Annotated in this window: 22 protein-coding genes and 1 pseudogene; 12 read left to right on the top strand and 11 right to left on the bottom strand. The window is 50.7% G+C overall.

What is annotated here, in order from left to right; all coding sequences use genetic code 11:
* The first annotated feature begins 112 nt into the window (after positions 1-112).
* Positions 113-1,612 (top strand): OprO/OprP family phosphate-selective porin, encoded by a 1,500-nt coding sequence (locus NSMM_RS09720; RefSeq protein WP_090286987.1) that lies wholly within the window; start codon positions 113-115, stop codon positions 1,610-1,612.
* 77 nt (positions 1,613-1,689) lie between these two features.
* Here NSMM_RS09720 and NSMM_RS17105 read toward each other — a convergent pair whose 3' ends face one another.
* Positions 1,690-1,983, bottom strand: a complete 294-nt coding sequence (locus NSMM_RS17105; protein ID WP_425412371.1) for a DDE-type integrase/transposase/recombinase — start codon at positions 1,981-1,983, stop codon at positions 1,690-1,692.
* 399 nt (positions 1,984-2,382) lie between these two features.
* On the opposite strand from NSMM_RS17105, the gene NSMM_RS09710 reads away from it, so the two are divergent.
* The 3 genes from NSMM_RS09710 (at position 2,383) to acnA (ending at position 10,154) form a co-directional block, all read left to right on the top strand.
* Positions 2,383-3,540, top strand: a complete 1,158-nt coding sequence (locus NSMM_RS09710) for an efflux RND transporter periplasmic adaptor subunit (protein WP_143001914.1) — start codon at positions 2,383-2,385, stop codon at positions 3,538-3,540.
* A 20-nt stretch (positions 3,541-3,560) separates the two neighbouring features.
* Positions 3,561-6,737, top strand: a complete 3,177-nt coding sequence (locus NSMM_RS09705; RefSeq protein ID WP_090286985.1) for an efflux RND transporter permease subunit — start codon at positions 3,561-3,563, stop codon at positions 6,735-6,737.
* A 639-nt stretch (positions 6,738-7,376) separates the two neighbouring features.
* On the top strand, positions 7,377-10,154 hold the full coding sequence (gene acnA / locus NSMM_RS09700) for an aconitate hydratase AcnA (RefSeq protein ID WP_090286983.1): 2,778 nt from the start codon (positions 7,377-7,379) through the stop codon (positions 10,152-10,154).
* Positions 10,155-10,302: 148 nt separating this feature from the next.
* On the opposite strand, the gene NSMM_RS09695 is transcribed toward acnA, so the two are convergent.
* The 3 genes and pseudogenes from NSMM_RS09695 to NSMM_RS09680 form a co-directional block, all read right to left on the bottom strand.
* Positions 10,303-10,482, bottom strand: coding sequence for an isoaspartyl peptidase/L-asparaginase (locus NSMM_RS09695; RefSeq protein ID WP_425412370.1), 180 nt, complete (start codon positions 10,480-10,482; stop codon positions 10,303-10,305).
* A gap of 75 nt (positions 10,483-10,557) precedes the next feature.
* Positions 10,558-11,037: pseudogene (locus tag NSMM_RS09690) on the bottom strand (transposase); the annotation flags it as partial.
* A gap of 709 nt (positions 11,038-11,746) precedes the next feature.
* Positions 11,747-12,238, bottom strand: coding sequence for a hypothetical protein (locus tag NSMM_RS09680; protein WP_090286976.1), 492 nt, complete (start codon positions 12,236-12,238; stop codon positions 11,747-11,749).
* A gap of 71 nt (positions 12,239-12,309) precedes the next feature.
* On the opposite strand from NSMM_RS09680, the gene NSMM_RS09675 reads away from it, so the two are divergent.
* The gene (locus NSMM_RS09675; RefSeq protein ID WP_090286974.1) at positions 12,310-12,534 is read left to right on the top strand and encodes an Hsp20 family protein; all 225 of its coding nucleotides are present in this window, start codon (positions 12,310-12,312) and stop codon (positions 12,532-12,534) included.
* Positions 12,535-12,629: 95 nt separating this feature from the next.
* Here the strand turns inward: NSMM_RS09675 and NSMM_RS09670 are convergent, their stop codons facing one another.
* Positions 12,630-14,615 carry a protein-L-isoaspartate(D-aspartate) O-methyltransferase gene (locus NSMM_RS09670; RefSeq protein ID WP_090286972.1) on the bottom strand — a complete coding sequence of 662 codons (1,986 nt, stop codon included), beginning with the start codon at positions 14,613-14,615 and terminating at the stop codon, positions 12,630-12,632.
* Between the two features lie 127 nt (positions 14,616-14,742).
* On the bottom strand, positions 14,743-14,979 hold the full coding sequence (locus NSMM_RS16125; protein WP_218121075.1) for a hypothetical protein: 237 nt from the start codon (positions 14,977-14,979) through the stop codon (positions 14,743-14,745).
* Between the two features lie 347 nt (positions 14,980-15,326).
* On the opposite strand from NSMM_RS16125, the gene NSMM_RS17100 reads away from it, so the two are divergent.
* From NSMM_RS17100 to NSMM_RS17095, 3 genes are all read left to right on the top strand, one after another.
* On the top strand, positions 15,327-15,578 hold the full coding sequence (locus tag NSMM_RS17100; protein WP_090286970.1) for a transposase zinc-binding domain-containing protein: 252 nt from the start codon (positions 15,327-15,329) through the stop codon (positions 15,576-15,578).
* A gap of 327 nt (positions 15,579-15,905) precedes the next feature.
* Positions 15,906-16,364 (top strand): hypothetical protein, encoded by a 459-nt coding sequence (locus NSMM_RS16495; protein ID WP_090286967.1) that lies wholly within the window; start codon positions 15,906-15,908, stop codon positions 16,362-16,364.
* On the top strand, positions 16,322-16,414 hold the full coding sequence (locus tag NSMM_RS17095) for a PEP-CTERM sorting domain-containing protein (RefSeq protein WP_425412369.1): 93 nt from the start codon (positions 16,322-16,324) through the stop codon (positions 16,412-16,414). The genes NSMM_RS16495 and NSMM_RS17095 overlap by 43 nt, the downstream gene beginning before the upstream one ends.
* Positions 16,415-16,582: 168 nt before the next feature.
* Here the strand turns inward: NSMM_RS17095 and NSMM_RS09650 are convergent, their stop codons facing one another.
* Positions 16,583-16,873 (bottom strand): transposase, encoded by a 291-nt coding sequence (locus NSMM_RS09650; protein ID WP_090286965.1) that lies wholly within the window; start codon positions 16,871-16,873, stop codon positions 16,583-16,585.
* 120 nt (positions 16,874-16,993) lie between these two features.
* Here NSMM_RS09650 and NSMM_RS09645 point away from each other — a divergent pair, with 120 nt between their 5' ends.
* The 3 genes from NSMM_RS09645 (at position 16,994) to NSMM_RS09625 (ending at position 21,989) form a co-directional block, all read left to right on the top strand.
* Positions 16,994-17,650 carry a pseudouridine synthase gene (locus NSMM_RS09645; RefSeq protein ID WP_425412368.1) on the top strand — a complete coding sequence of 219 codons (657 nt, stop codon included), beginning with the start codon at positions 16,994-16,996 and terminating at the stop codon, positions 17,648-17,650.
* A gap of 1,370 nt (positions 17,651-19,020) precedes the next feature.
* Positions 19,021-20,208 carry a CynX/NimT family MFS transporter gene (locus tag NSMM_RS09630; RefSeq protein ID WP_090286957.1) on the top strand — a complete coding sequence of 396 codons (1,188 nt, stop codon included), beginning with the start codon at positions 19,021-19,023 and terminating at the stop codon, positions 20,206-20,208.
* 65 nt (positions 20,209-20,273) lie between these two features.
* Positions 20,274-21,989 (top strand): protein adenylyltransferase SelO, encoded by a 1,716-nt coding sequence (locus tag NSMM_RS09625; protein ID WP_090287064.1) that lies wholly within the window; start codon positions 20,274-20,276, stop codon positions 21,987-21,989.
* Here NSMM_RS09625 and NSMM_RS17090 read toward each other — a convergent pair.
* Positions 21,874-22,197, bottom strand: a complete 324-nt coding sequence (locus tag NSMM_RS17090) for an IclR family transcriptional regulator domain-containing protein (protein WP_090287062.1) — start codon at positions 22,195-22,197, stop codon at positions 21,874-21,876. The two genes, NSMM_RS09625 and NSMM_RS17090, sit on opposite strands and share 116 nt — an antisense overlap.
* Between NSMM_RS17090 and NSMM_RS16120 the strand changes: the two genes are divergently transcribed.
* On the top strand, positions 22,191-22,412 hold the full coding sequence (locus NSMM_RS16120; protein WP_218121074.1) for a hypothetical protein: 222 nt from the start codon (positions 22,191-22,193) through the stop codon (positions 22,410-22,412). The genes NSMM_RS17090 and NSMM_RS16120 overlap by 7 nt on opposite strands.
* 146 nt (positions 22,413-22,558) lie before the next feature.
* Here the strand turns inward: NSMM_RS16120 and NSMM_RS09615 are convergent, their stop codons facing one another.
* The 3 genes from NSMM_RS09615 to NSMM_RS16115 form a co-directional block, all read right to left on the bottom strand.
* Positions 22,559-22,993, bottom strand: a complete 435-nt coding sequence (locus NSMM_RS09615; protein ID WP_090286955.1) for a glycine zipper family protein — start codon at positions 22,991-22,993, stop codon at positions 22,559-22,561.
* A 404-nt stretch (positions 22,994-23,397) separates the two neighbouring features.
* The gene (locus tag NSMM_RS15690) at positions 23,398-23,541 is read right to left on the bottom strand and encodes a hypothetical protein (RefSeq protein WP_176753928.1); all 144 of its coding nucleotides are present in this window, start codon (positions 23,539-23,541) and stop codon (positions 23,398-23,400) included.
* A 579-nt stretch (positions 23,542-24,120) separates the two neighbouring features.
* Positions 24,121-24,327, bottom strand: a 207-nt coding sequence (locus tag NSMM_RS16115; RefSeq protein ID WP_218121073.1) for a hypothetical protein, incomplete at its 5' end; no start/stop codon positions are given.

Raw genomic sequence — 24,327 nt, 5'->3', positions numbered from 1 at the left:
GCTGCCCTTGGTGCTGTCATAGAATTGTAACAAAAGCTTAATAAGACGGTCATCTTTTTTCCCTATTCTTGCCCCAGTTTTACAAAAAAACATCACAACTGGGAGCATAGTTTTGAAATTTTCGAAACTTATTTTGGCAGCCGCAGCTGTCTTGGGAACAAGCACATCATCCAAAGCTTTTGCGCTTGACCTTTATATGGACACCAAAACCAAGCAGATATACGGAGAGCCCGGGTCTGACCGGCAACCTATAGGTAATTTTGAGAGAGCTGAACGTGCTCCATCGAACAATGCAACGCCAGCGCCGAAGACGGAAAGAACCGGCCAGTCAACGTCCGGCGACAGAGGCGCGAGATTAAAAGAAATGGCGGAACGTGCTCAGCTCGTCGGCAAGATTGAGTCCATTGAAGAACGTGTCAAAGAAAGAGAAAAGCAACTCACTTTGGATAAAAACGGCTTGCAATTCGAAACTGCAGACAAGAATTTCAGGTTCAAGATCGGTGGCCGGATTCACACGGATTACACCCATAGCGGTAATGATAATTTCTTCTTTAGTGACGGCTCTCCAATTCAAGCTAATGATGGCACAGAGCTGCGCAGAGGGCGCCTGGAGTTTTCAGGTACTTTCTTTAAGGATTGGGATTTTAAGAGCCAGATCGACTTTGCTGATAACAGCGTCGGCGTTAAAGACATGTTTATCTCATATAGAGAGGGCTTCGCGAAGGTCAACGTAGGCCACCAGAAGCAGGCTTTTAGTCGTGAATTACAAGAAAGCTCCAACGATCTCATGTTTATGGAAAGATCGTTAATGAATGTGCTTAACGCACCGCTCGTCGATCGCGCTATTGGTCTAAATGTGTCAAAAAGCGATAAAAACTGGACTGGACAGGTTGGACTTTATGGTGAGTCAATCGACTCTAATAACAACAGCATGGATGAAAGCTGGGGAACCAATTCGCGTGTCACTTTTGCACCCATTAACGAAAAGGCCAGAATTGTCCATTTAGGTGTGGCGGGAAACTATCGCAAACCGAGTGGCAGCGGCCAACTATTCGGTCCCTCTAATGGCATGAGGTTCAGGCATGAAACGTCGCATATAACTAACCTGTTTCCGACTGATTCGGGCACCATAGGAAATATCGAGGACATCAAGATGCTTGGCCTGGAGGCCAGCGGCGTATATGGTCCGTTCAGCGCGGGAGGCGAGTATACCCATAGTTGGATTGGCCGTAGAAACGGTCTGGATTCACTGAGCTTCCAGGGCTGGTACGGAGAAGCTGCATGGACGCTCACAGGAGAATCGCGTAAATACAAAGAAGGAAAGTTTCACAGAGTGGAGCCAACCCAAAACTTCAGCTTTTCCAAGGGGGGATGGGGTGCATGGGAGCTGGCAGCACGTGTCGCCGGAGTAGATATGAACTATGGCGCCTTCAGGGGAGGTAAGATGAAAAACTTTACCGTTGCCCTGAACTGGTATGTGAACAACAACGTTCGCTTCATGTTTAACTATGACAAAATCCTGGAAATCAAGGATTCGCCGCTAGTCACGGCAAGTGGTGGAAAGCCGGATGGCCTGCATACTTTCATGTTCCGTAGTCAGATAGCCTTCTAATTCTGGTTCTGTCGCATTAAGCGCAAAAACGCATATTTCGGATGAGCTGACATGCCATTTCTTTAAGCCAGGCGGATTTATTCTGCCAACACATAAAATTGCTCAGCAAAAGACATTTTGTCCGCTCCCTCCATCATCATCTGACCTTTGCGAATCATGTGCATTAGCTCGATGCCAGCCAAGATGTTTTTAGCTGATTGAAAAGATTTGAATCCGAGCATTGGTTTCGTCACTCGCTTCACTGCTCGATGATCTTGTTCCATGATACTGCTAAGGTATTTGACCTGTCTGACGACAATGGAAGTGTCATTATCCTTGTTGATCTTATCAATAGCTGCTTTATCACGCTTGGCTGTCAATAGAAAATCAATTGTGTTTCTCTCTTTGTCGATAGCACGATAAAGGTATTTCCAGGCACCTTTGACTTGATATAAGTCTCGTCCTCCATGCGTCAGCTTTTACCAATCGAGCGTTTATACTTTCTTCTGAAAATATTTTCCAATAACGATAGAAACCGGATCGCCCAACGGCTCACTGTAGAATAGTCAAGTGCAACACCACGCTCCTCAAGGCGCTTGGATTCAGAACTTCGTTTGAGGTATTCTTCGGGAAGACGGTGCGCTACACCAAACCATCGTTAGGCGTTGCACTTCGAAATTGAATCCGCGGTACATTAGAAACTCATGGAAAAGGTGGTTCATTTTCCTTATACTCCGTTATGAATAATACAAGACAAGTTCCCACCTTGTCGTTTTGCAAGAGGAATATGCATGCGTCACTTTCAAATCGGTCGAGCGTACCGTACACAGTCGCTTATACTAGGCTTAGCCGTCGTATTGGCGCTGGTGCTGTTGGGTTGTAGCGGCGAGCAGGCGGGTGACGGGCAGGCGCTACCTCCGCCGGAAGTCAGCATCGCCCAAGTGCTCTCGAGATCGGTACAACAGTGGGACGAATACACTGGCCGTGTCAGCGCAATCGATACTATTGAACTGCGAGCCCGCGTGAGCGGCTATGTGCAGCGCTTTGCGTACCAGGAAGGCCAGGAGGTGAAGCAGGGCGATTTGCTTTTCCTTATCGATCAGCGTCCCTATCGGATGGCACTGGACAATGCGCAGGCACAGCTTGATCGAGCCCGCGAGGCAAAACGGCTCGCGAGCATGCGGGACAAGAGCGCCCGGCTGCTGATTGAAGCAGAAGCGATCTCACAGGAAGAGCTGGACATGCGCAGTACCACGCTCACGCAGAGCGCCGCAGATATTGATGCTGCAAAGGCAGTGGTAGCCAACGCGAAGCTCCAATTGGAATTTACTGAAGTACGCGCGCCAATTGCCGGAAAAACGAGTCGTGCCCGAATAACCGCTGGCAATCTGGCCGTTGCCGACCAGACCATTCTGACCACGATAGTGTCGCAGGATCCGATGTATGTATACTTTGACGTCGACGAGAGTAGCTACTTGCGCTACGGCGAACAGGAACGCGATAGCGGAGGCGAGCCGGCAGGCACCTCCGTACGTGTTGGCCTGGCCAATGAGGAAGGCTATCCCCACACAGGCACGATCAACTTCTTCGACAACCAGGTTAATGCCGACGTTGGGACCATACGCGTTCGCGCCGTACTTCCCAATGCCGATCGTATTTTTACCCCCGGCTTGTTCGTACGCGTGCAATTCACTAGCGATAGGAAGGAAAATGTACTGCTAATCGATGACAAGGCTGTGATGACAGATCAGGACCGCAAGTACGTCTACGTGGTGGGCAAGGATAATAAAATTCAACGCAAGGATATCGTACCCGGCCGCATGGCGGAGGGATTGCGCGTAATACAGTCCGGCCTTGCGCCTGACGACAAGGTTGTAGTCGCTGGCCAGCAGAAAATCTATCCCGGTGTGCTGGTCAAACCTAATGAAACCCCGATGGCAAAACTGTAAAGTACGGTGAGGTAGCCTTCGTGGATTTCTCCAGATTCTTTATCGACCGACCGATCTTCGCCGCAGTGCTGTCGATCGTGATTTTTGCCGCCGGCTTGATTGCGATTCCCTTGCTGCCGAGTGGTGAATATCCTGAAGTTGTCCCGCCGTCCGTTCTAGTACGTGCCAACTACCCGGGCGCCAACCCGAAAGAGATTGCTGAATCGGTAGCTGTGCCGCTAGAAGAAGCCATTAATGGCGTTGAAGGCATCATGTACCTGAAGTCTGTCGCCAGTTCTGACGGCACCCTGCAGATAGTGATTACCTTCACACCTGGCGTGGATCCGGATATCGCTGCAGTGCGCGTACTGAACCGGGTGAGCCAGGCGCTACCGCGTCTGCCGGAGGCGGTTCGGCAATATGGCGTGACCACACAAAAGCAATCCCCGACGCCGTTGATGTACATGAACCTGACTTCGACGGATGGGCGCTACGACTCGCTCTACTTGCGCAACTACCTGGTACTGCATGTCAAGGATGAATTATCCCGCCTGAACGGTATCGGCGATGTGCAGCTGTTCGGCTCGGGCGATTACGCCATGCGCATTTGGCTCGATCCGGATAAAGTTGCCTCGCGTGGCCTGACCGGCAACGACGTGCTTAAGGCACTGCGCGAACAGAGTGTGCAAGTGTCGGCTGGCCAGCTCGGTGCCGAACCTTCGCCAAACAAACCGGATTTCCTGGTTTCCATCAATGTGCGCGGCCGGCTGAGCACGGAAGCCGAATTCGGGGATATCATTCTGAAGAGCGGCCCGAATGGGGAAATGGTGCGCCTGTCAAACGTAGCGCGCGTGGAACTCGGTTCCGGCAATTATACGGTGCGTGCGTATAGCGATAATATGCCTACCGCCGCGACAGGCATCTTCCTTTCGCCAGGCGCCAACGCCCTGGCAGTAGCGGACTCGGTGTACGCGAAGATGGAAGAGTTATCCACGCGCTTCCCGCCAGGTGTCGCCTACGATCCGGTATGGGACCCAACAGTTTTTGTGCGCGATTCGATTCGCGCCGTGCAGATTACGCTGCTGGAAGCAATTTTACTTGTTGTGATTGTCGTGATTCTTTTCCTGCAAACCTGGCGTGCTTCGATCATTCCCCTGATTGCAGTACCTGTGTCGATAGTGGGCACCTTTGCCGTGTTATACGTACTCGGTTTTTCGATCAATACCTTGACCTTGTTTGGTCTTGTGCTCGCGATTGGCATCGTCGTCGACGATGCGATTGTCGTCGTCGAGAACGTCGAGCGCAATATCGAAGAAGGGCTGACACCGCTGGCTGCCGCGCACCAGGCGATGAGGGAAGTATCGGGTCCCATCATAGCCATTGCGCTGGTGCTGTGTGCGGTATTCGTGCCGATGGCATTCCTGACGGGTGTAACCGGCCAATTTTACAAGCAGTTCGCCGTGACAATTGCGGTTTCCACGGTGATTTCGGCCATCAATTCATTAACCCTGTCGCCGGCCTTGGCGGCCTTGCTGCTTAAAAGCCACGATGCGCCCAAAGATGCGCTATCGCGCGTGATGGAGAGTTTGCTTGGCTGGGTATTCCGTCCCTTCAACAGCTTCTTCCGGCATAGCGCCGATCGCTATCATCGTAACGTCGGGTTCGCCTTGAAAAGACGCGGACTCGTGTTTGGCATTTACCTCATGCTGCTGGCCTGCACTGTAATGCTGTTTCGCACGGTGCCGGATGGTTTTATCCCGACACAGGATAAACTCTACCTCTTCACTGGCGCCAAGCTGCCCGAGGGCGCCTCGCTCGCTCGCACGGACGAGGTCGTGCACAAGATGGTCGATATCGCACTTGGCACCGACGGTGTGGACAAAGTTGCACCCTACGCGGGCCTCAACGCCTTGCAGCTTACCAACACACCTAATTTCAGCGTGGCCTATGTCATCCTCAAGCCGTTCGATCAGCGCAGCCGTAGCGCCAAAGCTATCGTCGCCGAGCTCAATGAAAAACTTTCTTCTATTGAGGAGGGTGTCACCTTCGCGTTAATGCCACCGCCGATCCAGGGGCTGGGCAATGGTTCCGGTTACTCGCTGTACGTGGAGGATCGCGCCGGTCTTGGTTATGGCGCACTGCAGGATGCGACTCTCAAGTTCCAGAGCGCGATCGCGCAGACGCCGGGGTTTACTTATCCGATCAGCGCTTATCAGGCAAATATCCCTCAGCTTGAAATCAAGGTTGATCGTACCAAAGCCAAAGCGCAGAGCGTACCACTGAGCGAACTGTTCGATACGCTACAAATCTACCTGGGCTCAGCCTATGTGAATGACTTCAATCTGTTCGGCCGCGTCTATCGCGTTTTTGTCCAGGCGGAAGCAGCGAAACGTCAACGCATTGAAGATATAGAGAAATTGCGCGTACGCAATGATAATGGCGACATGATACCCATGAGCGCGATGACGACAATCACGCCGACCTATGGTCCCGATCCGGTGTTACGTTACAACGGTTATCCCGCTGCTGATCTCATTGGCGATTCGGATCCACGTCAGTTATCCTCGGGAGAGGCGATCATCAAACTCAAAGAAAAAGCCAGCGAAATACTGCCGGACGGCATGATGCTCGAATGGACGGACCTGAGCTATCAACAAGTGACACAAAGCAACGCAAAGCTGATTGTATTTCCGCTTGCCGTCCTGCTCGCCTTCCTCGTGCTCGCCGCACTCTACGAAAGCTGGACGTTGCCGCTTGCCGTCATCCTGATAGTGCCGGTATGTATGTGTGCCGCCTTGCTCGGCGTATGGCTGACCGGTGGCGACAACAATATATTCGTGCAGGTGGGGCTGGTCGTGCTGATGGGCCTGGCCTGCAAGAATGCGATCCTGATTGTCGAATTCGCGCGTGAACTGGAATTCCAGGGCAGGGGGATCGTTGAAGCGGCGCTGGAAGCTTGTCGCCTCCGCTTGCGACCGATCATCATGACATCCATTGCCTTTCTTGCTGGCTCCGTACCGCTGGTGCTCTCAACTGGTGCTGGCGCGGAGGTGCGCTCAGTCACGGGGATTACCGTGTTCGCAGGCATGATCGGCGTAACTCTGTTCGGACTGTTCCTTACACCAGTGTTCTATGTCGCCCTACGCAAATTGTCGGGACGTGCGCTTATCAAACACGACCCGAAAGCGCATGGTGTTTCGGAGAATACTCAAGGCTAGCCTGAATTCCTCAAAATAAAAGATGTGCTGTTGACCCGCTCCCAATAGAATTCTTTACTGACGACATCCGTAATCCGAATACCCGTAACATGGACGCTTGGGTGTGGGGGGCTCCGCAACCTGGTGCGAAACTAACGGACTGACCGAACCTTGCGACATCGAACCGGCTCATGCTGCACAACTCCACTAGAGCAGTGCTTATAGACGCCCTTCGTGCGGTGATCCGCATGGGTGGGCGGTACCCGAGACTGGCTCCATCGCATCACAAGCCGAACAATCAGCGAGCACCCAACACCCGCGAGTGCCGCTTGGAGCACCTGCACAAATCTTTGATCCGTTCGAGCTAACCTGATCCCGTGCTCGCTCCTATGAGTTCTCTCCATTACTGGACTGACCTTTACTCTCGGGTATCTTTCACGCAAATAGCGAAAAAAGTCTCAAATCAACACTTTTTGCTGCTGATCAAAAACAAATTTAAGAATTTCGGGTGACTTACTGGTCAAGTTGACGACCAAACCGTTTCCCGGTACATTGGGTTCTTATGAAAAGAAAAAGGGCGTTTATTTTTCCTATACACGAATGTATTCGGAATTCGAGTGCATTCGTGTTCTGCTAGCCATCATAAAATAGAATAGCGATATGAAAAAGGGAAAAGAAGAATATCAGGACAGCCTCCAAACCAAAAAGGGAAAATTGAGCATTGTAAGTCTTGAGAAAGTGGCCAACGCTTTTCCACAAGTCAAAAAACTCCCTTTTTCGATTCGCATTTTATTGGAAAATGCGCTCCGTAATTTCGATGGTTTCCTAGTGAATGAGGAGCATCTTGATACCTTAATTAATTGGAACCCAAAGGGGAGTGACAAATCTATCCCCTACAAACCGAGCAGAGTGTTGATGCAGGACTTTACTGGCGTGCCCGCCGTGGTGGACATTGCAAGCATTCGTTCAGAAGCAATCAAGAAGGGAAAAGACGGTTCTAAAATTAATCCCAAGGTGCCGGTCGATTTGATTATTGACCACTCCGTTCAAGTTGATTATTTTGGGACGGACTACGCCTATAAGAAGAATGTCGAATACGAATACAAGCGCAATAGCGAGCGCTACGAATTTTTGAAATGGGCGCAAAATGCCTTTGAAGATTTTACGGTGGTTCCTCCTGGCATGGGGATTTGCCATCAGGTGAACCTGGAGTACTTGGCGAAAGGCGTTGTCGAAAAGGATAATTGGGCATTTCCCGATACTTTGGTCGGTTTGGATTCGCATACCCCGATGGTCAATGGCATTGGTGTGCTGGGCTGGGGAGTTGGCGGGATCGAGGCTGAGGCCGCACTGCTGGGGCAACCCATTTATTTTTCTTGCCCGAAAGTCATTGGTCTGAAATTGACGGGCAAACTTCCGGAAGGCATTACTGCCACGGATATGGTCCTGGAAATTACCAAACAACTACGCGCATACGGTGTCGTAAATGACTTCGTAGAAGTATTTGGTGATGGCCTCGACCATTTATCTGTGCCCGACCGTGCGACGATTGCCAATATGTCTCCCGAGTTTGGTTGTACGGTTACTTATTTCCCGATTGATGATCAGACGATCCGGTATATGGAAAAAACCAACCGGACAAAAGCGCAATTGGACCTGGTCGAAGAATACTGCAAGCAGAATATGCTATGGCGAGAAAACGAGGAAGCGATCGAATATTCCGATGTCATCTCGGTAGACCTGTCCAAACTGGAGCCTTCAGTTGCAGGCCCGAAACGACCACAGGATAAAATCCTGGTAAAAGACCTGAAAGGACAATTTGGTAACTTAATGGACAAAGTCCACGGGAGGACTTATGTGTCCGTGGAAGACCGGGAAGACTGGTATGCAGAGGGCGGTTCGGGGACAGCCCGGACTGAAAACCTGAAATCTGAAAGCAAGCGGAAGGATGTCGAGGTGACGGTAGAAGACCATAACATGAAGTCTGTCCGTGTGCGAAAAGGCAACCAGGAATATGTACTAAGTGATGGTTCGATTGTGATGGCGGCGATTACCTCCTGCACCAACACTTCCAATCCTTCGGTGATGTTGGGGGCGGGCCTGGTGGCACGCAAAGCGGTTGCCCGAGGAATTGATGTCAAGCCTTGGGTCAAAACCTCAATGGCGCCTGGTTCCAAAGTGGTCACCAACTATCTGGAGCGAGCGGGCTTGCTAAAAGATTTGGAAGCATTGCGATTCCACGTGGTCGGTTATGGGTGTACAACCTGTATTGGCAACTCTGGCCCCTTGCCACCGCATATCGAAGAAGCGGTTGACAACAGCAATTTGGTGGTGTCAGCAGTATTGAGTGGCAACCGCAATTTTGAAGCGCGGATTCATCCTAAGATACAGATGAACTTTTTGGCATCGCCGATGCTCGTCGTCGCTTATGCCATTGCAGGGCGGGTAGACATCAATTTGCTGGAAGACCCGCTCACCAAAGATGCCAATGGCCTCGAAGTATATTTGAAAGACATCTGGCCCACACAAGATGAAATTCAGCAAGTCATTGAATCATCGACCACCAAAGATGATTACGCAAAAGAATATGGTGTAATTTTTGACGGGGATGCGCAATGGCAAAATTTGCCGGCACCGACGGGCCTGGACTATCAATGGAGGGGCGATTCCACCTATATCAAGGAAATCCCATTTTTCAAAAACATTAGCACCGAACCCCAGCCGCTCGTCAATATTGAAAATGCGCGGGTTTTGGTAAAGTTGGGTGATTCTGTCACGACCGACCATATCTCTCCTGCTGGTTCTTTCTCTGAAGATAGTCCGGCTGGTCAGTATCTGATATCAGAAGGGATTGAACGGAATATGTTCAACTCTTATGGTTCACGGCGTGGCAATCACGAAGTGATGATGCGTGGCACTTTCGCCAACGTGTTTATCCAAAATGAAATTGTTTCAAGGCAAGGCGGTTATACCAATTATTTTCCCGACAATACAGAGATGACGGTTTTTGATGCCGCCATGAAGTATGTTGAAAATAAGATACCGCTGGTGGTGCTTGCCGGCTCAGACTTTGGTTCTGGTTCATCAAGGGATTGGGCGGCAAAAGGGGCTAGTTTGCTTGGTGTCAAAGCGGTTATTGCCACCTCCTACGAGCGCATCTATCGTTCAAATTTGATCGGGATGGGTGTTTTGCCATTGATATTTGAAGCAGGCGAAAATGCGAATTCGCTCGGTTTATCGGGTCAGGAGGTCATCAGTATCATTGGCATCGAATCAGGCTTGGAGCCGAATAAAAAACTAGATGTCATCGCGACGAAATCGGATGGGACAACCATTCAATTCAAAGCCATAGCGCGCCTGGATTCGCCTGTTGAAGTAGCGTATGTGAAACACGGTGGTATATTGCAGTATGTGCTTCGGCAGTTTTTGGAAGAATAGAAAAATGACGCTTGGCCCACTGGAGTAAGGAGGCTTGCAGTCGCAATATGACAGCAAGCCCTAAGTGGGGAAAAGCTGATATTTGTATCGCCTGGACTTTAATCAACGGAAAAACCATATACTCGCCAATATTCCTATCAATTGATTTTCACGGCAAAGTAACCGGGAAAGCAGCTACCGGCGCTCCCGCCTCTGAGAAAATATCCACTTGGGCGATGCCGTCACTTCCTATAGTTTCCCAGTACATCCTTTTGGTGTTGAAACGCATTGTGTAATTTCCTTTTTTATCCAATACAATCAAACCGAGATCGCCGCCAATAGCAGCAATTTTCTCCAGTGTATTATCCGTCCCTCAGTTATACACGGATGTGTTGCATTTGCACCTGTTCCGTCAGCATGGGCTTGCGCCTTGATGGTTCTTGCCGATTACGGTGTCGCCCTCCCAGTCGCCTATGCGGTTCTTCTGATCCACAATCTCTGGACATTCGTCAATGCTGGTCCGATTTTTGATCATACCCCGGCGCTTGTCTGCATAAATGCGCAAGTAGATCGTCTCATGACTAATTTGCAACACACTTTCCAAAGCAAGTCGCCGAACCAATCGCTCCAGACTCATGTCCAGCCGAACCAATCGCTCGACTTCTGTCCAGCCCAGCAATGATAAACGCTGGGCGTTGGCGCATTGCTTTCGACGCTCGTCCCGTAATTCCTGAGTTTGCTTCGGATGCCAGTCACGCAAACCTTTGTTCCGCCTGAATTCCCGCGAAATAGTCGATTTGTTCACGCCCACTTCATCCGCTATTCACGATTGATTCAAACCCGCCTTTTTTAAACCAGAAATCTGATATCGTTGCTCCTTGGTGAGCTGCTTGTAGTGTTTCATCTATGCTCCTTCTACTTGGTAGTTTAAGAAGCTCCGATACTACCTACCGCAACTTGCCTCCTGAACTTCCTTACAAAGGTTGCACTTCAAAGTTGAATCCGCCCCCTGAGAAGCATCGCCGCCATCCTGGAATCTGGCTCAATCACTAAAATTCTTGACCATCCTGGCTTGTTCTCCCGAGTGCCGCCTGGAGAACCTGCGTAAATCTTTGATCCGTTCGAGCCAACCTGATCCCGTGCTTGCTCCTATCAGTTCTCTTCATCACTGGGCTGATCTTTACCCTTGAGTGTCTTTCACATAAATAGCGAAAAGTGCCTGAAACCAACACTTTTTGCTGCTGATCAAAAACAAATTTAAGGATTTTGGGTGACTTCCTGGTCAAGTTGACGACCAAACCGTTTCCCAGTACATGTGGTTCTTATGAAAAAAGGCGTTGATATTTCCTATACTCTCCGACTCCATGACCTTTAAACTTGTTGAATATGCTAATTATTTAGACTTACATGATAGGCATCATGGATCTTCCTGAAAACTTCGTCTTCAAGGATCTCTCCAGACGTAATCTTACGCAAGGACTCTTGAAATTTAGCTGTAATTGAACGTCTGAATGGCCACATGAAGTAATAATCGGAGCCTGTGAAGCTGTTGATAATCATTGGTAGGTGTTCGATTCCTATTCCGCCAGTTTCCCAATATCTGCAAGCAAGGGTCATTGTATATCCTCTCCATTCCAGATGTGACCTTCCGGGGACGGCCAAGGGAGCCCGGAAACCAGGAACGCAAGAAACCAGATCATGGATGGGAACCATATAGTTCCGATGGCTAGCGGTGCCAGTAGGACTAGACATTGTGGGAAGAGGTAGGCGATGGAGTATGGGATTGAGCCGTACTTTTCCATGTCTGATATGTGGACGAACTCGTGGGCGATAGTCCACCAGTACCGTCTTCTGGTCAGAATGCTTATATCAGTGACGTACATTCCGTAACCCATGGTGGTGGTGAATTCCGTCATGAATGTGCTCGACCACTTTCTCTTTCCGTTCTCATTTTTTGGCCATCTCCACATCCAAAACATGAGGTATCCAAGGGCTACTTGGTGCCACACCTTGCTCTTCTCTGTGATATGGAATTTTGGGAAGTCCGTTTTAATCACGTCAATGATTCGGCCGTTTAAGCCTGTGATGTCGAGATCTTCATTCATCATAATGCTCCGCTGATAGGTCATGGTCTGAATAAAGATCAGTTGACCGATTATTTTGACATGTAGTTTTTATGAAAAAGGGCGTTTATTTTTCCTATGCCCAGACAAGTTTTCTTAGGGACAAGCGCATTTTTGGATTGCTCCGACGCTGCCTGCCGGTTGCCGGTAGTGTTGATGAGTCAAAAATGGAGGCTTTACTTGAAAAGGGTGTCCTGAGTATTCGTTTACCCAAGAATGAAGAGTCCCAGGTGAAGCCAAAGCAAATTATGGTAAGAGCAGTCGACAAATCACATTAGCAACGTCTCATGCGAATTATTGTGGTCGAGTACCAGGAATACTCTTCCACTCCGCAGGTTTCCAAGCGGGTTGCCTCCGGCATCGCTGGCAGACTCTAAACGCCGAAGGGGAACGTATCCAGTGTTCCTTTTGTGGTTTTTCTGGTTACGGGTTCAACCGCTCGGGTTTCGTCAAACCAGATATATTCGTCAAACTGATGCGGTAGTGAAGCGTAGAAATAGTGGCTTTGCAACTCCGCTTCAGGCCGGTAGATAACACCGATAGCACGCTGCAATCGCTCCTGAAGCAATTTTTGACGTGTGATTTCCTGTAGCGGGTAACGCAATGGCAACAGAAAGTTGTCGGTGTTGACGTCGTGGAAGATACGTTCATAGCTGTCGATGTGCGCTGGCTGCACCTGCTTGATTTCCATAGGGCCACCCCATTCTGAGGCGGCCGCGACTGTGCCGTGATCGGTACCAAAACCTATAATATACGCAGCATCACCATACTGCTTCCGCACTAATTCACCAACGTTGAACTCACCGCGCGCACTCATTTCGGTTGCCCGCGCATCGCCAATATGCGAGTTGTGTGCCCAGATTACCGCTTTTGACTGCGGGCCTCGGAACTTCATCACCGATTGCAGCGTCTCGAACATATGCCGGTCGCGCTGATTCCACGAGTTGTTTTCGGCGTAGTACAGGGTGCGGTAATAGCGCTCGGCATTGGCTATCAGGCGGGCATTCTGTTTGGCGTCGAAGAATTGTTTGCAGTTCGCTATTGAATAATCCAGGCGTTTCTTCATCAAGTCCTGCAGGGTCGCTAACACTCCGGCTTCACACGCCCGGTACTCTTTGGTCCTGGTCATCCGGCCGTACAAAGCAGGGTCATTGGCCCACGGTGTGAGGCAGCCATAGCGCACTCTCGCCACTTCCGCTGTTTCGGGGTCCACTGTATCCAGGTAGGATAAAACGGCTTCTATAGAAGAACTCAGGCTGTACAGATCCAAACCGTAGAATCCTACCTTGTTTTCAGTTGAGCGGACTTTTTCGTTGTGAGCCCTGAGCCAGTCAATGAATTCAAGCACCGACGTATTCGACCACATCCAGGTCGGAAATCGGGAAAACGGTGTGCTCTCTAGCATCGGGTCCGGGGCGGTGTCGTGAATATAATGATCGAGGTGTGCCGCATCGGGCCAGTCGGCTTCCACAGCAACGATGGTAAAGCCTTTCTTTTCGATTAACTCCCGGGTGATCCGCGCCCGCATTTCATAAAACTCGGCCGTGCCGTGTGAAGCCTCATCCAGCAGTACGAGGCGGCTGTCACCGATGCGCGCCAGTAGCTTGTCCAGATTGACATGATCAATTGAAGCAAAGTGCTCACTGGATTTAAAAATCAGTTCAGGCAGGGATGCTTCACTATTTCCCGTCGCAACTGCGGTAGCGGTCTCATCCTCCCAGCCCGCGGCGCCGATCAGCGGTACAAAACGGACGCTTCCCATATCCTCTTCGATGTACTCTTGCTCTGTGATACGCCGTACGCGCAGTAGTTTCTGCGTTTGCAAGCTGGTGCCTACCGGGATCACAAGGCGCCCGCCAATAGCCAATTGCTGTTTGAGTGTCTCGGGCACTTCGGGACCACCCGCAGCGACGATGATGGCATTAAAAGGGGCGTGGTTGGGCCAGCCCAGCGTGCCGTCGCCATGCAGAACCTGAATATTCTTATAGCCGAGATCGGCAAGCCTGTTGCGGGCTGAATCGGCTAGAATTTTGTTCCGTTCTACCGTGTAAACCTCGGCAGCTATTTCTGCCAGAACGGCAGCCGCATACCCTGAACCGGTGCCTATTTCCAACACGCGGTCCCCCGTCTGCAGGTTGAGCGCGGCAGTCATAAGGGCCACGATATACGGTTGCGAGATGGTCTGGCTGGCGCCGATGGGCAGGGGAGAGTCGTTATAGGCAAACTCCACCAGTTCTGTCGGAACAAAATCTTCGCGCGGTACCGCAGTCACTGCGTTCAAAACCGTTTCATCGTGCAGTCCGCGTGCAGATAACTGGGTATCGATCATCTGCTTTCTAAGGTATTCAAACTGGCTCATAACAATTTCCTGTGGTCACTTGCGCCAATGAGAGACGCCGGGTGAAATTGAGACCGTTGATTATGAGAATAAGCACTCTAAGCTGGCTATAGGGGATACTCCTTACTGCACGCAATCAGGGTGCACATCATGGTGTTGATAAGCCCGGTTTCTTCAGCCAGCGGAATAAAGGGACCTGACATAACCATGCCCATAACGAGATTGTTCCAGCGCAGAAGCGCTTCCACAGCACGCAATTCGCTGTGGCAGTATTCACAATGGGCTGGAAATAGAGCTCAAACAATCCTTTTGCCTGTTGTTCATACCAGACGACCGATTCACGCATATCGCGCGCAACTTCAGGATGAAAGTAAAACGTTTGCACAACTCACGGTTCAGTTTCAGCTTTATTTCTTCCCAGCTAACCGGTTTCACCGCACCGGGATTCAAGTTGCGCGAACCGGCGCTCTGTGATTTGAAACCACGCCTCATCAACATGCTCCGCGTTGAATTCCATATTCCCGATCTTGACTGATTGTAGCAGCTCGAGGCCCGGCAAGAGAAGTCGAGATTTTGAGAGCGAAAACATCCGTTCTCAAAGATCATGTCGACGGCCGTACCCCGCGCTCAATTCCACTAAAAGAGCCTGCGCCAACCAGCTCAACACGCAGCGGTTGAAAATCAGCTCCACAATGAACGGCATCGACCGGAAGAAACCACCCTGTATCGGTTGTGCAAGAGCACATCGGAACTTTCTTTGCACAAGTTGAGACGGAAGCCTGTTCAGGGTTACCTGACTTTGTTAAAGACGAGTTTGATGTATTTCTTGAATGTGGCATCATGGCCCATGGGTTCTTACGCCTGCGTTGTACAAGCTGCGCCCATGAGAAACTGGTGACTTTTTCCTGCAATCGGCGTAAATTTTGCCTCTTGTGCGGTGGGCGGCAGCAGCGCATACGGCTGTTCACCTGGTTCCATCTCTGATTGTGCTTCTGGTACTGGTGGCGTATCGAGCCACGCTATTACTATTCAGAATTTAGTTGAAACAACGAAAACTGGAGGATTGAGTGTTTCCCCTTCTGGCCCAACGATGCTTGCCGAGTTCAGACCCAATTTTGGTGCCACTCTTGAGCAGGTGGCGAATATCGGAGGATTTGATCATTTTAACTGGGCGCAATACGTTCTTGAGTACCCTGGATTCTTGATTGGTGCGAATGGTGCAATTATCGATGACCCTTTTTTGACTCTCCAAATGGAGGGTTCCTTCGGGAACCAGCGAACGATCTACCGTTCTATCTAGATGAGGTTAGAGTGGGAAGCGATTTTTATATAGAGGATAATATTTTTGATGGGAAAGCATTAAATTTCGATGGCACACCAAATAGCTATTTTATTCCCCTATTTGGAGCCAGCATGAAATTTATGACATCGTTGGTTGGTGTATACGACGATAATAGTTGGAAAACACTACGTACATTTACATGGGAGAGTGATTCCAGCGAGGTTGATTTGACTGGTCTTGGTCTGTCTACGGTGAGAAATCGGTTGTCTGAGAATGATCGTCAATTTCTTATAAATGAGGGCCTTTACTGTGATGCGATATTTAATATCAATGTCATTGATCCTAATTGTTTGCCACTAGATATTATTGCTTTGATGAATGCGAATGGTTGGAAGGGTCAACATGAGGACGTATCCACATTATTATCTCTGCCAACCAACAATATATCTCCGAACCCACCTCGCTCTCGTTATTCGGCATTGTCCTAATTGGCCTTGGTTTCGCGGCATGGCGTCACAAGATAAATTATATGGCATAATTAGGCGCATATCTGGGTTATTCTGCATAAAGGTACGTAACGTGCCATAGTATTTTTTGCAAATCCTTTCCTGATTAGCTACCTGTTTCAGAAATTCTCAATATACCGAGTGGAAGAGTTTCTGTCGTTGCGGCGGCGCGCAGCAATCGCGGCACCATGGCAGCCAAATCAAAACGGCGGTTGAAGCGATAGGAGAATTCTGCAAGATAGCACTCTGTACAACTTGGCGTGATTGAATGCATGGTAGGTTCCGCTGAAGGCAGTCTTGAGATTGCCAAGAAGCGTATTGACCCAGCGAAACTCGGCACGCTGCACAGCAAGTTCGCCACTTCCCACAATATGGCGCTCATGCTGCGCGGCTGTATGTGTAACCGCCCCGAAACACCCCAAACCATCAGATACGATTCGTGCAGTAGATGACAGACATTCAGCCGACCATTCATTGTTTGAGGGCTTCATATGTAAAACCCGCTACGGGAGTCAAGCGTATATAAAGTGGCTTGTTCTCGCTGTTTGTTTATTATTGTCGCTGCAAATGGCGTCTTACTTGCGTACCATCCTACTTGATTTCCTCATTACCTGCCCGGGAGCTACCTCATAGCTGAGCTCATCCTTTTCAATAAGCCGTTTCATGTACTCAGCCAGTTTACAGATAAACGCACGGCGGCCGAGCCAGAACTCCGATCTACCCTCGCAGACTGGATCGAGATTCCTGGCGCCTATCCGGCCGGGCGACTGGATTACGATTCCGAGGGCCTCCTTCTACTGACCGATGACGGTTCCTTGCAGCATCGCATTGCGTCGCCGACCCAAAAAATGTCGAAAACTTACTGGGTGCAGGTAGAGGGCAATATTTCTGCAAGTGCTATAGTAGCGCTTTCGGCCGGCGTAACGCTTAAAGATGGGCGCACCCGGCCAGCTAAAGCGCGCGCAATGGAAGAGCCGGCTCTGTGGCCCAGAGTTCCGCCGGTGCGCTGGCGCAATTCGGTCCCTACCAGCTGGCTGGAACTGATCATAACGGAGGGCCGTAACAGACAGGTGCGACGAATGACGGCCGCCGTCGGCTTTCCAGCGTTGCGACTGATCCGCTATCGTATTGGCGACTGGTCGCTGGAAGGGCTGGAACCGGGGGATTACCGTAGAATCCGCATCAATCTGCCCGCGGCCTCACCTTCGGGAAATCGACCTGCATCTACCCGGTCTGCAAAACTACCAAAGAGGACCCGAAGATCATGACCTGGAGACACACCCCACGCCACGGTAGCTGTGGTCGTTGAAGACGCACACAGCCGATTCGACGCGCTTGTAGAGGAGAAGGGGGGCTACCTGGCCGAGATGGGAACGGATGCAGTATTGGCGCCACTGCAATCGGCGGCTTGCACCTACCGGATTGCGCTTGATCGTCGCACAGGTACAAAAAGTACTGACGTTGAAAACTGCGCCCACACAACACCTGGAACACTCATACCAGGAGTGCCGTACCAACGTCCAACCTCATTCGTTTCCATGGCGTGCTCGCGCCCAACGCGAAGCTTCGCTCTGAGATTATTTTCGGCAGAAGGAAAAAAAGTGATCCATCCTGCACGAATGATGCTGTGCCATCTTTCTCGGCTTCCGTACGTATCAGTTGGGCGCGTTGGCTCAAGCGGGTGTTCGATATTGACATTGAGTCATTGCCCGCATTGCAGGGGAACCCTGAAAATCATCGCCGCCCTAGAGCGCCTGCGCAGATCTTTGACCCGTTCTAGTCAACCTGATCCCGTGCTCGCTCCTATCAGTTCTCTTCATCACAGGGCTGATTTTTACCCTGGAGTGTCTTTCACGCAAATAGCGAAAAAGAGCCTCAGGCCAACACTTTTTGCTGCTGATCAAAAACAAATTTAAGAATTTCGAGTGACGTCCCGGTCAGGTTGACGACCAAACCGTTTCCCGGTACATTTGGTTCTTATGAAAAAAGGCGTTTATTTTTCCTATACCCTAACACGAGCCTGACTCATCACGGTGACGTGGGTTGCCGATTAATAGCAGATGAGCCAGGCCCAGCACATTGATGTCCTGGAACTTACTCTGGCTGCCGTCGTCAGTATTGCTGCTGACTCCATATTGATTGTCACACCGTGCTTCCTGCCCAGTCGAGAACTTATTTCCAGGTTCATGTCAGCGTCTATGCGGGGCGTTAAGGTATGTGTTGTTTTGTCCGCAAAACCAACCTTACCTATATGAACTGGGCGAACCGGAATACCCTGATTGAACTGATCCGGTGGGGTATCAGGATCTATTATCAACCGGCTCCGTTTTCTCACTCCAAGTTTCTGCGTGTTGATGAAACGTATATATAGTTTTGTAGGTTCTGCAAACTTGAACCTCAGGAGTCTGAGACTGAACTTCGAGCTGGGGGCAGAGATATTCTCCGAGACCGTCAACGAAGAGCTGCGCGCGTATACGGCAATGAACTGATCACCCAGAGCAGCGTAATGACTTACCAAGAGCTTTCTGATCGCTCTCTTCTGGTTCGGTCAAGGGATGCTGTAGCAGCTTTAATGACACCGTACTTGTAAATAATTACTTTCACCAATTCACAAATAACCTGGATTCGGCACCTGATAATGAGCAGTTCAACTGTTAATCATCCCCGCTCAGCTATCCTCGGGCTAATCGGTTTGATGCTGGTGGCTTTAAATTTACGGCCGGCATTAACCAGCGTTGGGCCCTTACTGCGGACTATTGGTGACAGCCTGGCACTGTCGTCCACCGAGCAGGGCGTACTCACGACATTACCGGTGTTGTTCCTTGGACTGGCTGCGCCACTTGCACCGAGACTGGCCCGCACGCTTGGTATTGAGAGAGCTGTGCTAGCTGTTCTATTAGTGCTGGCCCTGGCATTACTCGTACGGCCTTACACAGGGGTTGCCGGGTTGTTTATTGGGACCGTTTTTGCCGGTGGCTGCATTGGTATTGCTGGCGTCCTGCTTCCGGGATTGGTGAAGCGAGATTACCCAAGCCATGCCAGCCTGTTAACCGGCGTGTACACCGCAGCTTTGTGCCTGGGTGCGGCACTTGCTGCCGGTACCTCCGAGCCTTTACGCCAGCTTCTGACCAGTGATTGGCGGCCCGCGTTGGCATTCTGGCTGATACCAGCGGTTATTGCGGCCATAGCTTGGTGGGCACAACTGAATGGTAAGCAAGTACCAAAAGAGCCCGCCAGTGTACCTGCTAAGTCCCTTTACCGAGATAAGCTGGCATGGCAAATCGCCTTTTATATGGGGCTGCAATCATCGCTTGCTTACACTGTGTTTGGCTGGTTGCCAACCATTCTCCAAGACCGGGGGTTTGATGCGGTCGATGCAGGTCTGGCGGTTTCCGTATCCATCATGGCTCAGGTTATTACCGCAATCACCGCGCCTTGGGTTGCCAGCTATATGCGCGACCAGCGGGCAATGATCCTTCTGGTAATGACGCTGACACTGGCAGGTTTGGGCGGCAGCATTTATGGCAGGAGCGAGGACGTGTGGATATGGGTAGTGGCATTGGGTCTTGGCCAGGGCGGAGGCTTCAGTATGGCGCTCACGTTACTGGCTATTCGTGCCCGCGATGCGGATACCGCCGCACGATTGTCCAGCATGGCACAGAGTTTCGGGTACAGCATGGCGGCACTTGGCCCGTTGTTTCTTGGCGTGCTGCATGGCATGACGGGCGACTGGCAGGTTGCAGGCATATTTCTGATGTTGGTTGGTCTAGGCGCCGTGGTTGCCGGCATGGGAGCCGGGCGTAATTTGTATGTGTTGGATGACTGAAAGACGGAATGAACTTAACTATGCAGACTATTGATTATAATCAAACCCACGCACGAGGAGTCCCTATGATAAAGCGACTGACCCAGGGAACACCCCCTATCATCGCGACCCTTGACGATCTCGCAAAATTGGCAAATTATTCGTTCATGGATTTTCTCAACTGCGACCCTGACGCGAAAGTAAACGGATGCAACCACACGCCGCGGCAAGTCTTTACGGGCCACTATGTCCCGGTAACGCCCACGCCGATTGAAGACCCCGAGTACGTGGCGCACAGCAAAAATTTTTTTCGTGAACTGGGCTTTGCAGACAGCATGGCGAAGTCGGCCGACTTCATCCGCGTGTTCTCCGGCGACCTTACCCATGTTCCGGAGCCGATGCGCAAGATCGGTTGGGCGTGTGGCTATGCACTTTCCATCTTTGGAACCGAATATTACCAGCAATGTCCGTTCCAAACCGGCAACGGATACGGCGACGGGCGCGCAATTTCAGTGCTTGAAGCCGTCATCAACGGTCAGCGCTGGGAAATGCAGCTAAAAGGTGGTGGCCGGACACCCTACTGCCGTGGTGCCGACGGACGAGCCGTTCTGCGGTCGAGTGTTCGGGAGTTCCTAGCGCAGGAACACATGCACGCGCTCGGAGTGCCAACGTCACGGTCTTTGAGTCTGTACGTCTCAAAAACGGAGAGGGTTCGGCGGCCATGGTACTCGGAGGGCTCACGCTCACTGGATCCGGACATGCTTGTATTGGAGGCAGTGGCCATCTCAACGCGCGTGGCACCGTCGTTCATTCGGGTTGGTCAACTCGAGCTCTTCGGTCGCCGTGCCCGTAAGATGGAACACCCACGAGCGATGGAGGAGCTCGCGCAGATTGTATTGCATTTGATCGATCGTGAGTACGATGACGTCATCGACCAGAAACTGGCGACCACCGAAAAAGTGGTGTTGCTTGCCCGTGAATTCCTCAACCGACTCACGTCACTTGTGGCGAACTGGATCCGCGTCGGCTACTGCCAGGGTAATTTCAACAGCGACAACTGTGCGGCCGGCGGTTTCACACTCGACTACGGCCCATTCGGATTCTGCGATGTGTTCAATTCGCATTACCAACCATGGACGGGCGGCGGGCATCATTACTCGTTCCTGAACCAACCCGTGGCGGCAGAACGCAACTTCCACATGTTTTGTTCGGCATTACGGCCGTTGTTGACAGCGCATCAGGACTGCCTGGAGCAACTCGACGAGATCGAAAGTGATTTTCCGAAGGCAATGCAAACGCAAATGGAGGAGATGTGGGCTGCCAAACTTGGTCTTGGCGTTTTTCACCCGGCGTTGTTCAACGAACTCATAACGCTGATGGAGCTAACGCCTGTTGATTACAGCATGTTCTTCCGTGAGCTCTCGATGGTGCCCGACGATATTAGCTTACTCAAACAAAGCTTCTACAAGAACTCGACATATCATGCAGACTCGGAAAGGATGGACAAACGATGGTCAGCGTGGCTCACAAAATGGAAGTCGCTCACTCAACCATGCTCTCGTGAGGAGCTTTCTCGTCAGATGAAACTCGTCAACCCAAAATACAGTTTGCGGGAATGGTTCATGGTGCCTGCGTATCAGCAAGCGGATACGGGGAACTACTCTTTAATTCAAGAGCTGCAGGAGGTCATGACACAGCCATACGCCGAGCAATCGAAGGGCGTGGATGAGAAATACTATAGACCCAAGCCACTGGAGTTGTTTGGCGTCGGTGGGTCGTCGTATTTAAGCTGTTCGTCGTGACTTTTCGAGAACCGATTGGAGTTATGGGCGTGGCCACACCAATGTTGGAAGCGCCACTGGGACTAGAGGACAGCACCGCAAGGCATACAAGCCCGGGCAAGAATTCCTCGTCATCGAAGGCGCAGCCTTGCTGCTTTACCGTCTCAATTTCCAGTTCCAATGCCTGATGATCGGTGAGGGTATTTTTTGTGAACTGCTGCAGTGGCATGCTGGCCAGCAAAAACGCGCGCCATCGGCTTTCCGCTGGAGCATTCAGCGCAGGATCTGTTTTGGTATACCCGTTCGAGCCAACCTAATCCCGTGCTCGCTCCTATCAGTTCTCTTCATCACTGGGCTGATCTTTTCCCTTGGGTGTCTTTCACGAAAATAGCGAAAAAAAGCCTTAAACCAACACTTTTTGCTGCTGATCAAAAACAAATTTAAGAATTTCGGGTGACTTCCCGGCACATTCGGTTCTTATGAAAAAGGGCGATTATTTTTCCTATACCCCTAAGAACTGCTCCCGTGTTGGAACTCCTGTTCTCGCAATAAAATTCAAAATGCAATAAAAATTGATGATTAACCTGAATTTATTGCCAACCAGTCACCTCGTAGCCTCTTTCACGTAAGCAACGGTTTACGAAATTCATGTAGGCGGGAGCAGGCCGTGACGTACCTGAGCCAAACACGCCTGACAATAATCCATAGGTAGCGCCACTAGCGGCACCAACCATAGCACCACGCCCAGCTGAGCCGGCAATGGCTCCACCAACTGCACCACTGGCTGCACCGGCTCCTGCGCCCACAACTGTTCTTCTTGCCGTATTGCCAGTACTCCCACTTCCTCGCCTGGCTCCAGCTGATTCAGCCAGCTGCCTGCATTCATTGATATCTCGATCTGCAATGGTTCTTCCAACAGATTGATAATACGTATTGGGATACAGAATAGGTTGATGGTTTGCACAGGCAGATAAGCCTAGCAACACTATTCCAATTCCCGCTGTTTTTCCTGGTTTGTTGATCATATTATTCCTTCCATCTCTTAGTGTATAAGCTATTGAGAACAAAAGTAGCTATTCTGCCAGTGCATGCCGCGGAAACAGTGTGTCAACATGATCCGAAACAAAAGTTAGATCGTCTTTTTGTAAGATACGCTGTGTTAATGGCGAGTGGATCACAGGCCGTTGCCCTTTATCAATATTGTTGAGCCCATTTTTTTCAGACACCAACTATATTTACGGTAATGTGGCAGCTTTCTAGCCAATTCTCCGATAGCTGCGGACTGATCAGCTGCTATCCACAGTAACGTTAAATCCGGGTGAGTTGAGTTGGTTGGCGTGCTCGCTCTGTAACCAGGTTTTATCACTTAATTGCCCCCTTCCTCTTTCCTGGCGACATCTTGTTCCGCCAATGAACCAATTTGTGTTTTCTACCAATTGGTTGCCAGTGATTGATAAGCTTGCATCAACGCCTTACTGACATTGGCAGGCAAGATTAACAAAGGATTTTCATACCAGACGACCGATTTACGCATATCGGGCGCAACTTCAGGATGAAAGTAAAATGTTTGCACAACTCACGGTTCAGTTTCAGCTTTATTTGTTCCCAGCTAGCTGGTTTCACCGCACCGGATTCAAGTTACGCGCACCGGCGCTCTGCGATTTGAGACCAGGCCTCATCAACATGTTCCGCGTTGAATTCCATATTCCCTATCCTGACTGATTGTAGCAGCTCAAGGCCTGGCAAGAGAAGTCGAGATTTTGAGAGCGAAAACATTCGTTCTCAAAGATCATGTCGACGGCCATACCCCGCGCCCAATTCCATCAAAAGAACCTGTGCCAACCAGCTCAACACGCAGTGGTTGAAAATCAGCCCCACAATGAATGGCACCGACCGGAAGAAACCACCCTGTATCGGTTGGTGCAAGAGTACATCGGAACTTTCTTTGCACAGGTTGAGACGGAAAGCCGGTTCAGGGTTGCCCGACTTTGTTAAAGACGAATTTGAGGCATTGCTTGAATGTGGCTTCTGGCCCATGGGTTCTTACGCCTGCGTTATACAACAAGCTGCGCCCACGCCCACGGCTTTAGCCTGCATGCCTCTGGGTGCGTTGCGCCATGAATCAGCGCAAGGAACGGAAGCACCTGTGACGTTACATTACGCGACCGGCAATTGCCAATGAGCGGCTGGCCGCGGCAGTTCTCAGGCCAAGGCTCAGCCTCATTCGTTTCCATGGCGTGCTCGTGCCCAACGCGCAGCTTCGTTCTGAGATTATTCTCGACAGCAGGAAAAACAAAAGTGATCCATCCTGCACGAATGATGCTGTGCCACCTTCCTCGGCTTCCGTGCGTATCAGTTG

This window comes from Nitrosomonas mobilis (genome assembly GCF_900103035.1).
In the GTDB taxonomy this organism is placed as follows: domain Bacteria; phylum Pseudomonadota; class Gammaproteobacteria; order Burkholderiales; family Nitrosomonadaceae; genus Nitrosomonas; species Nitrosomonas mobilis.
This window is presented reverse-complemented; position numbering and strand designations above follow the sequence as displayed.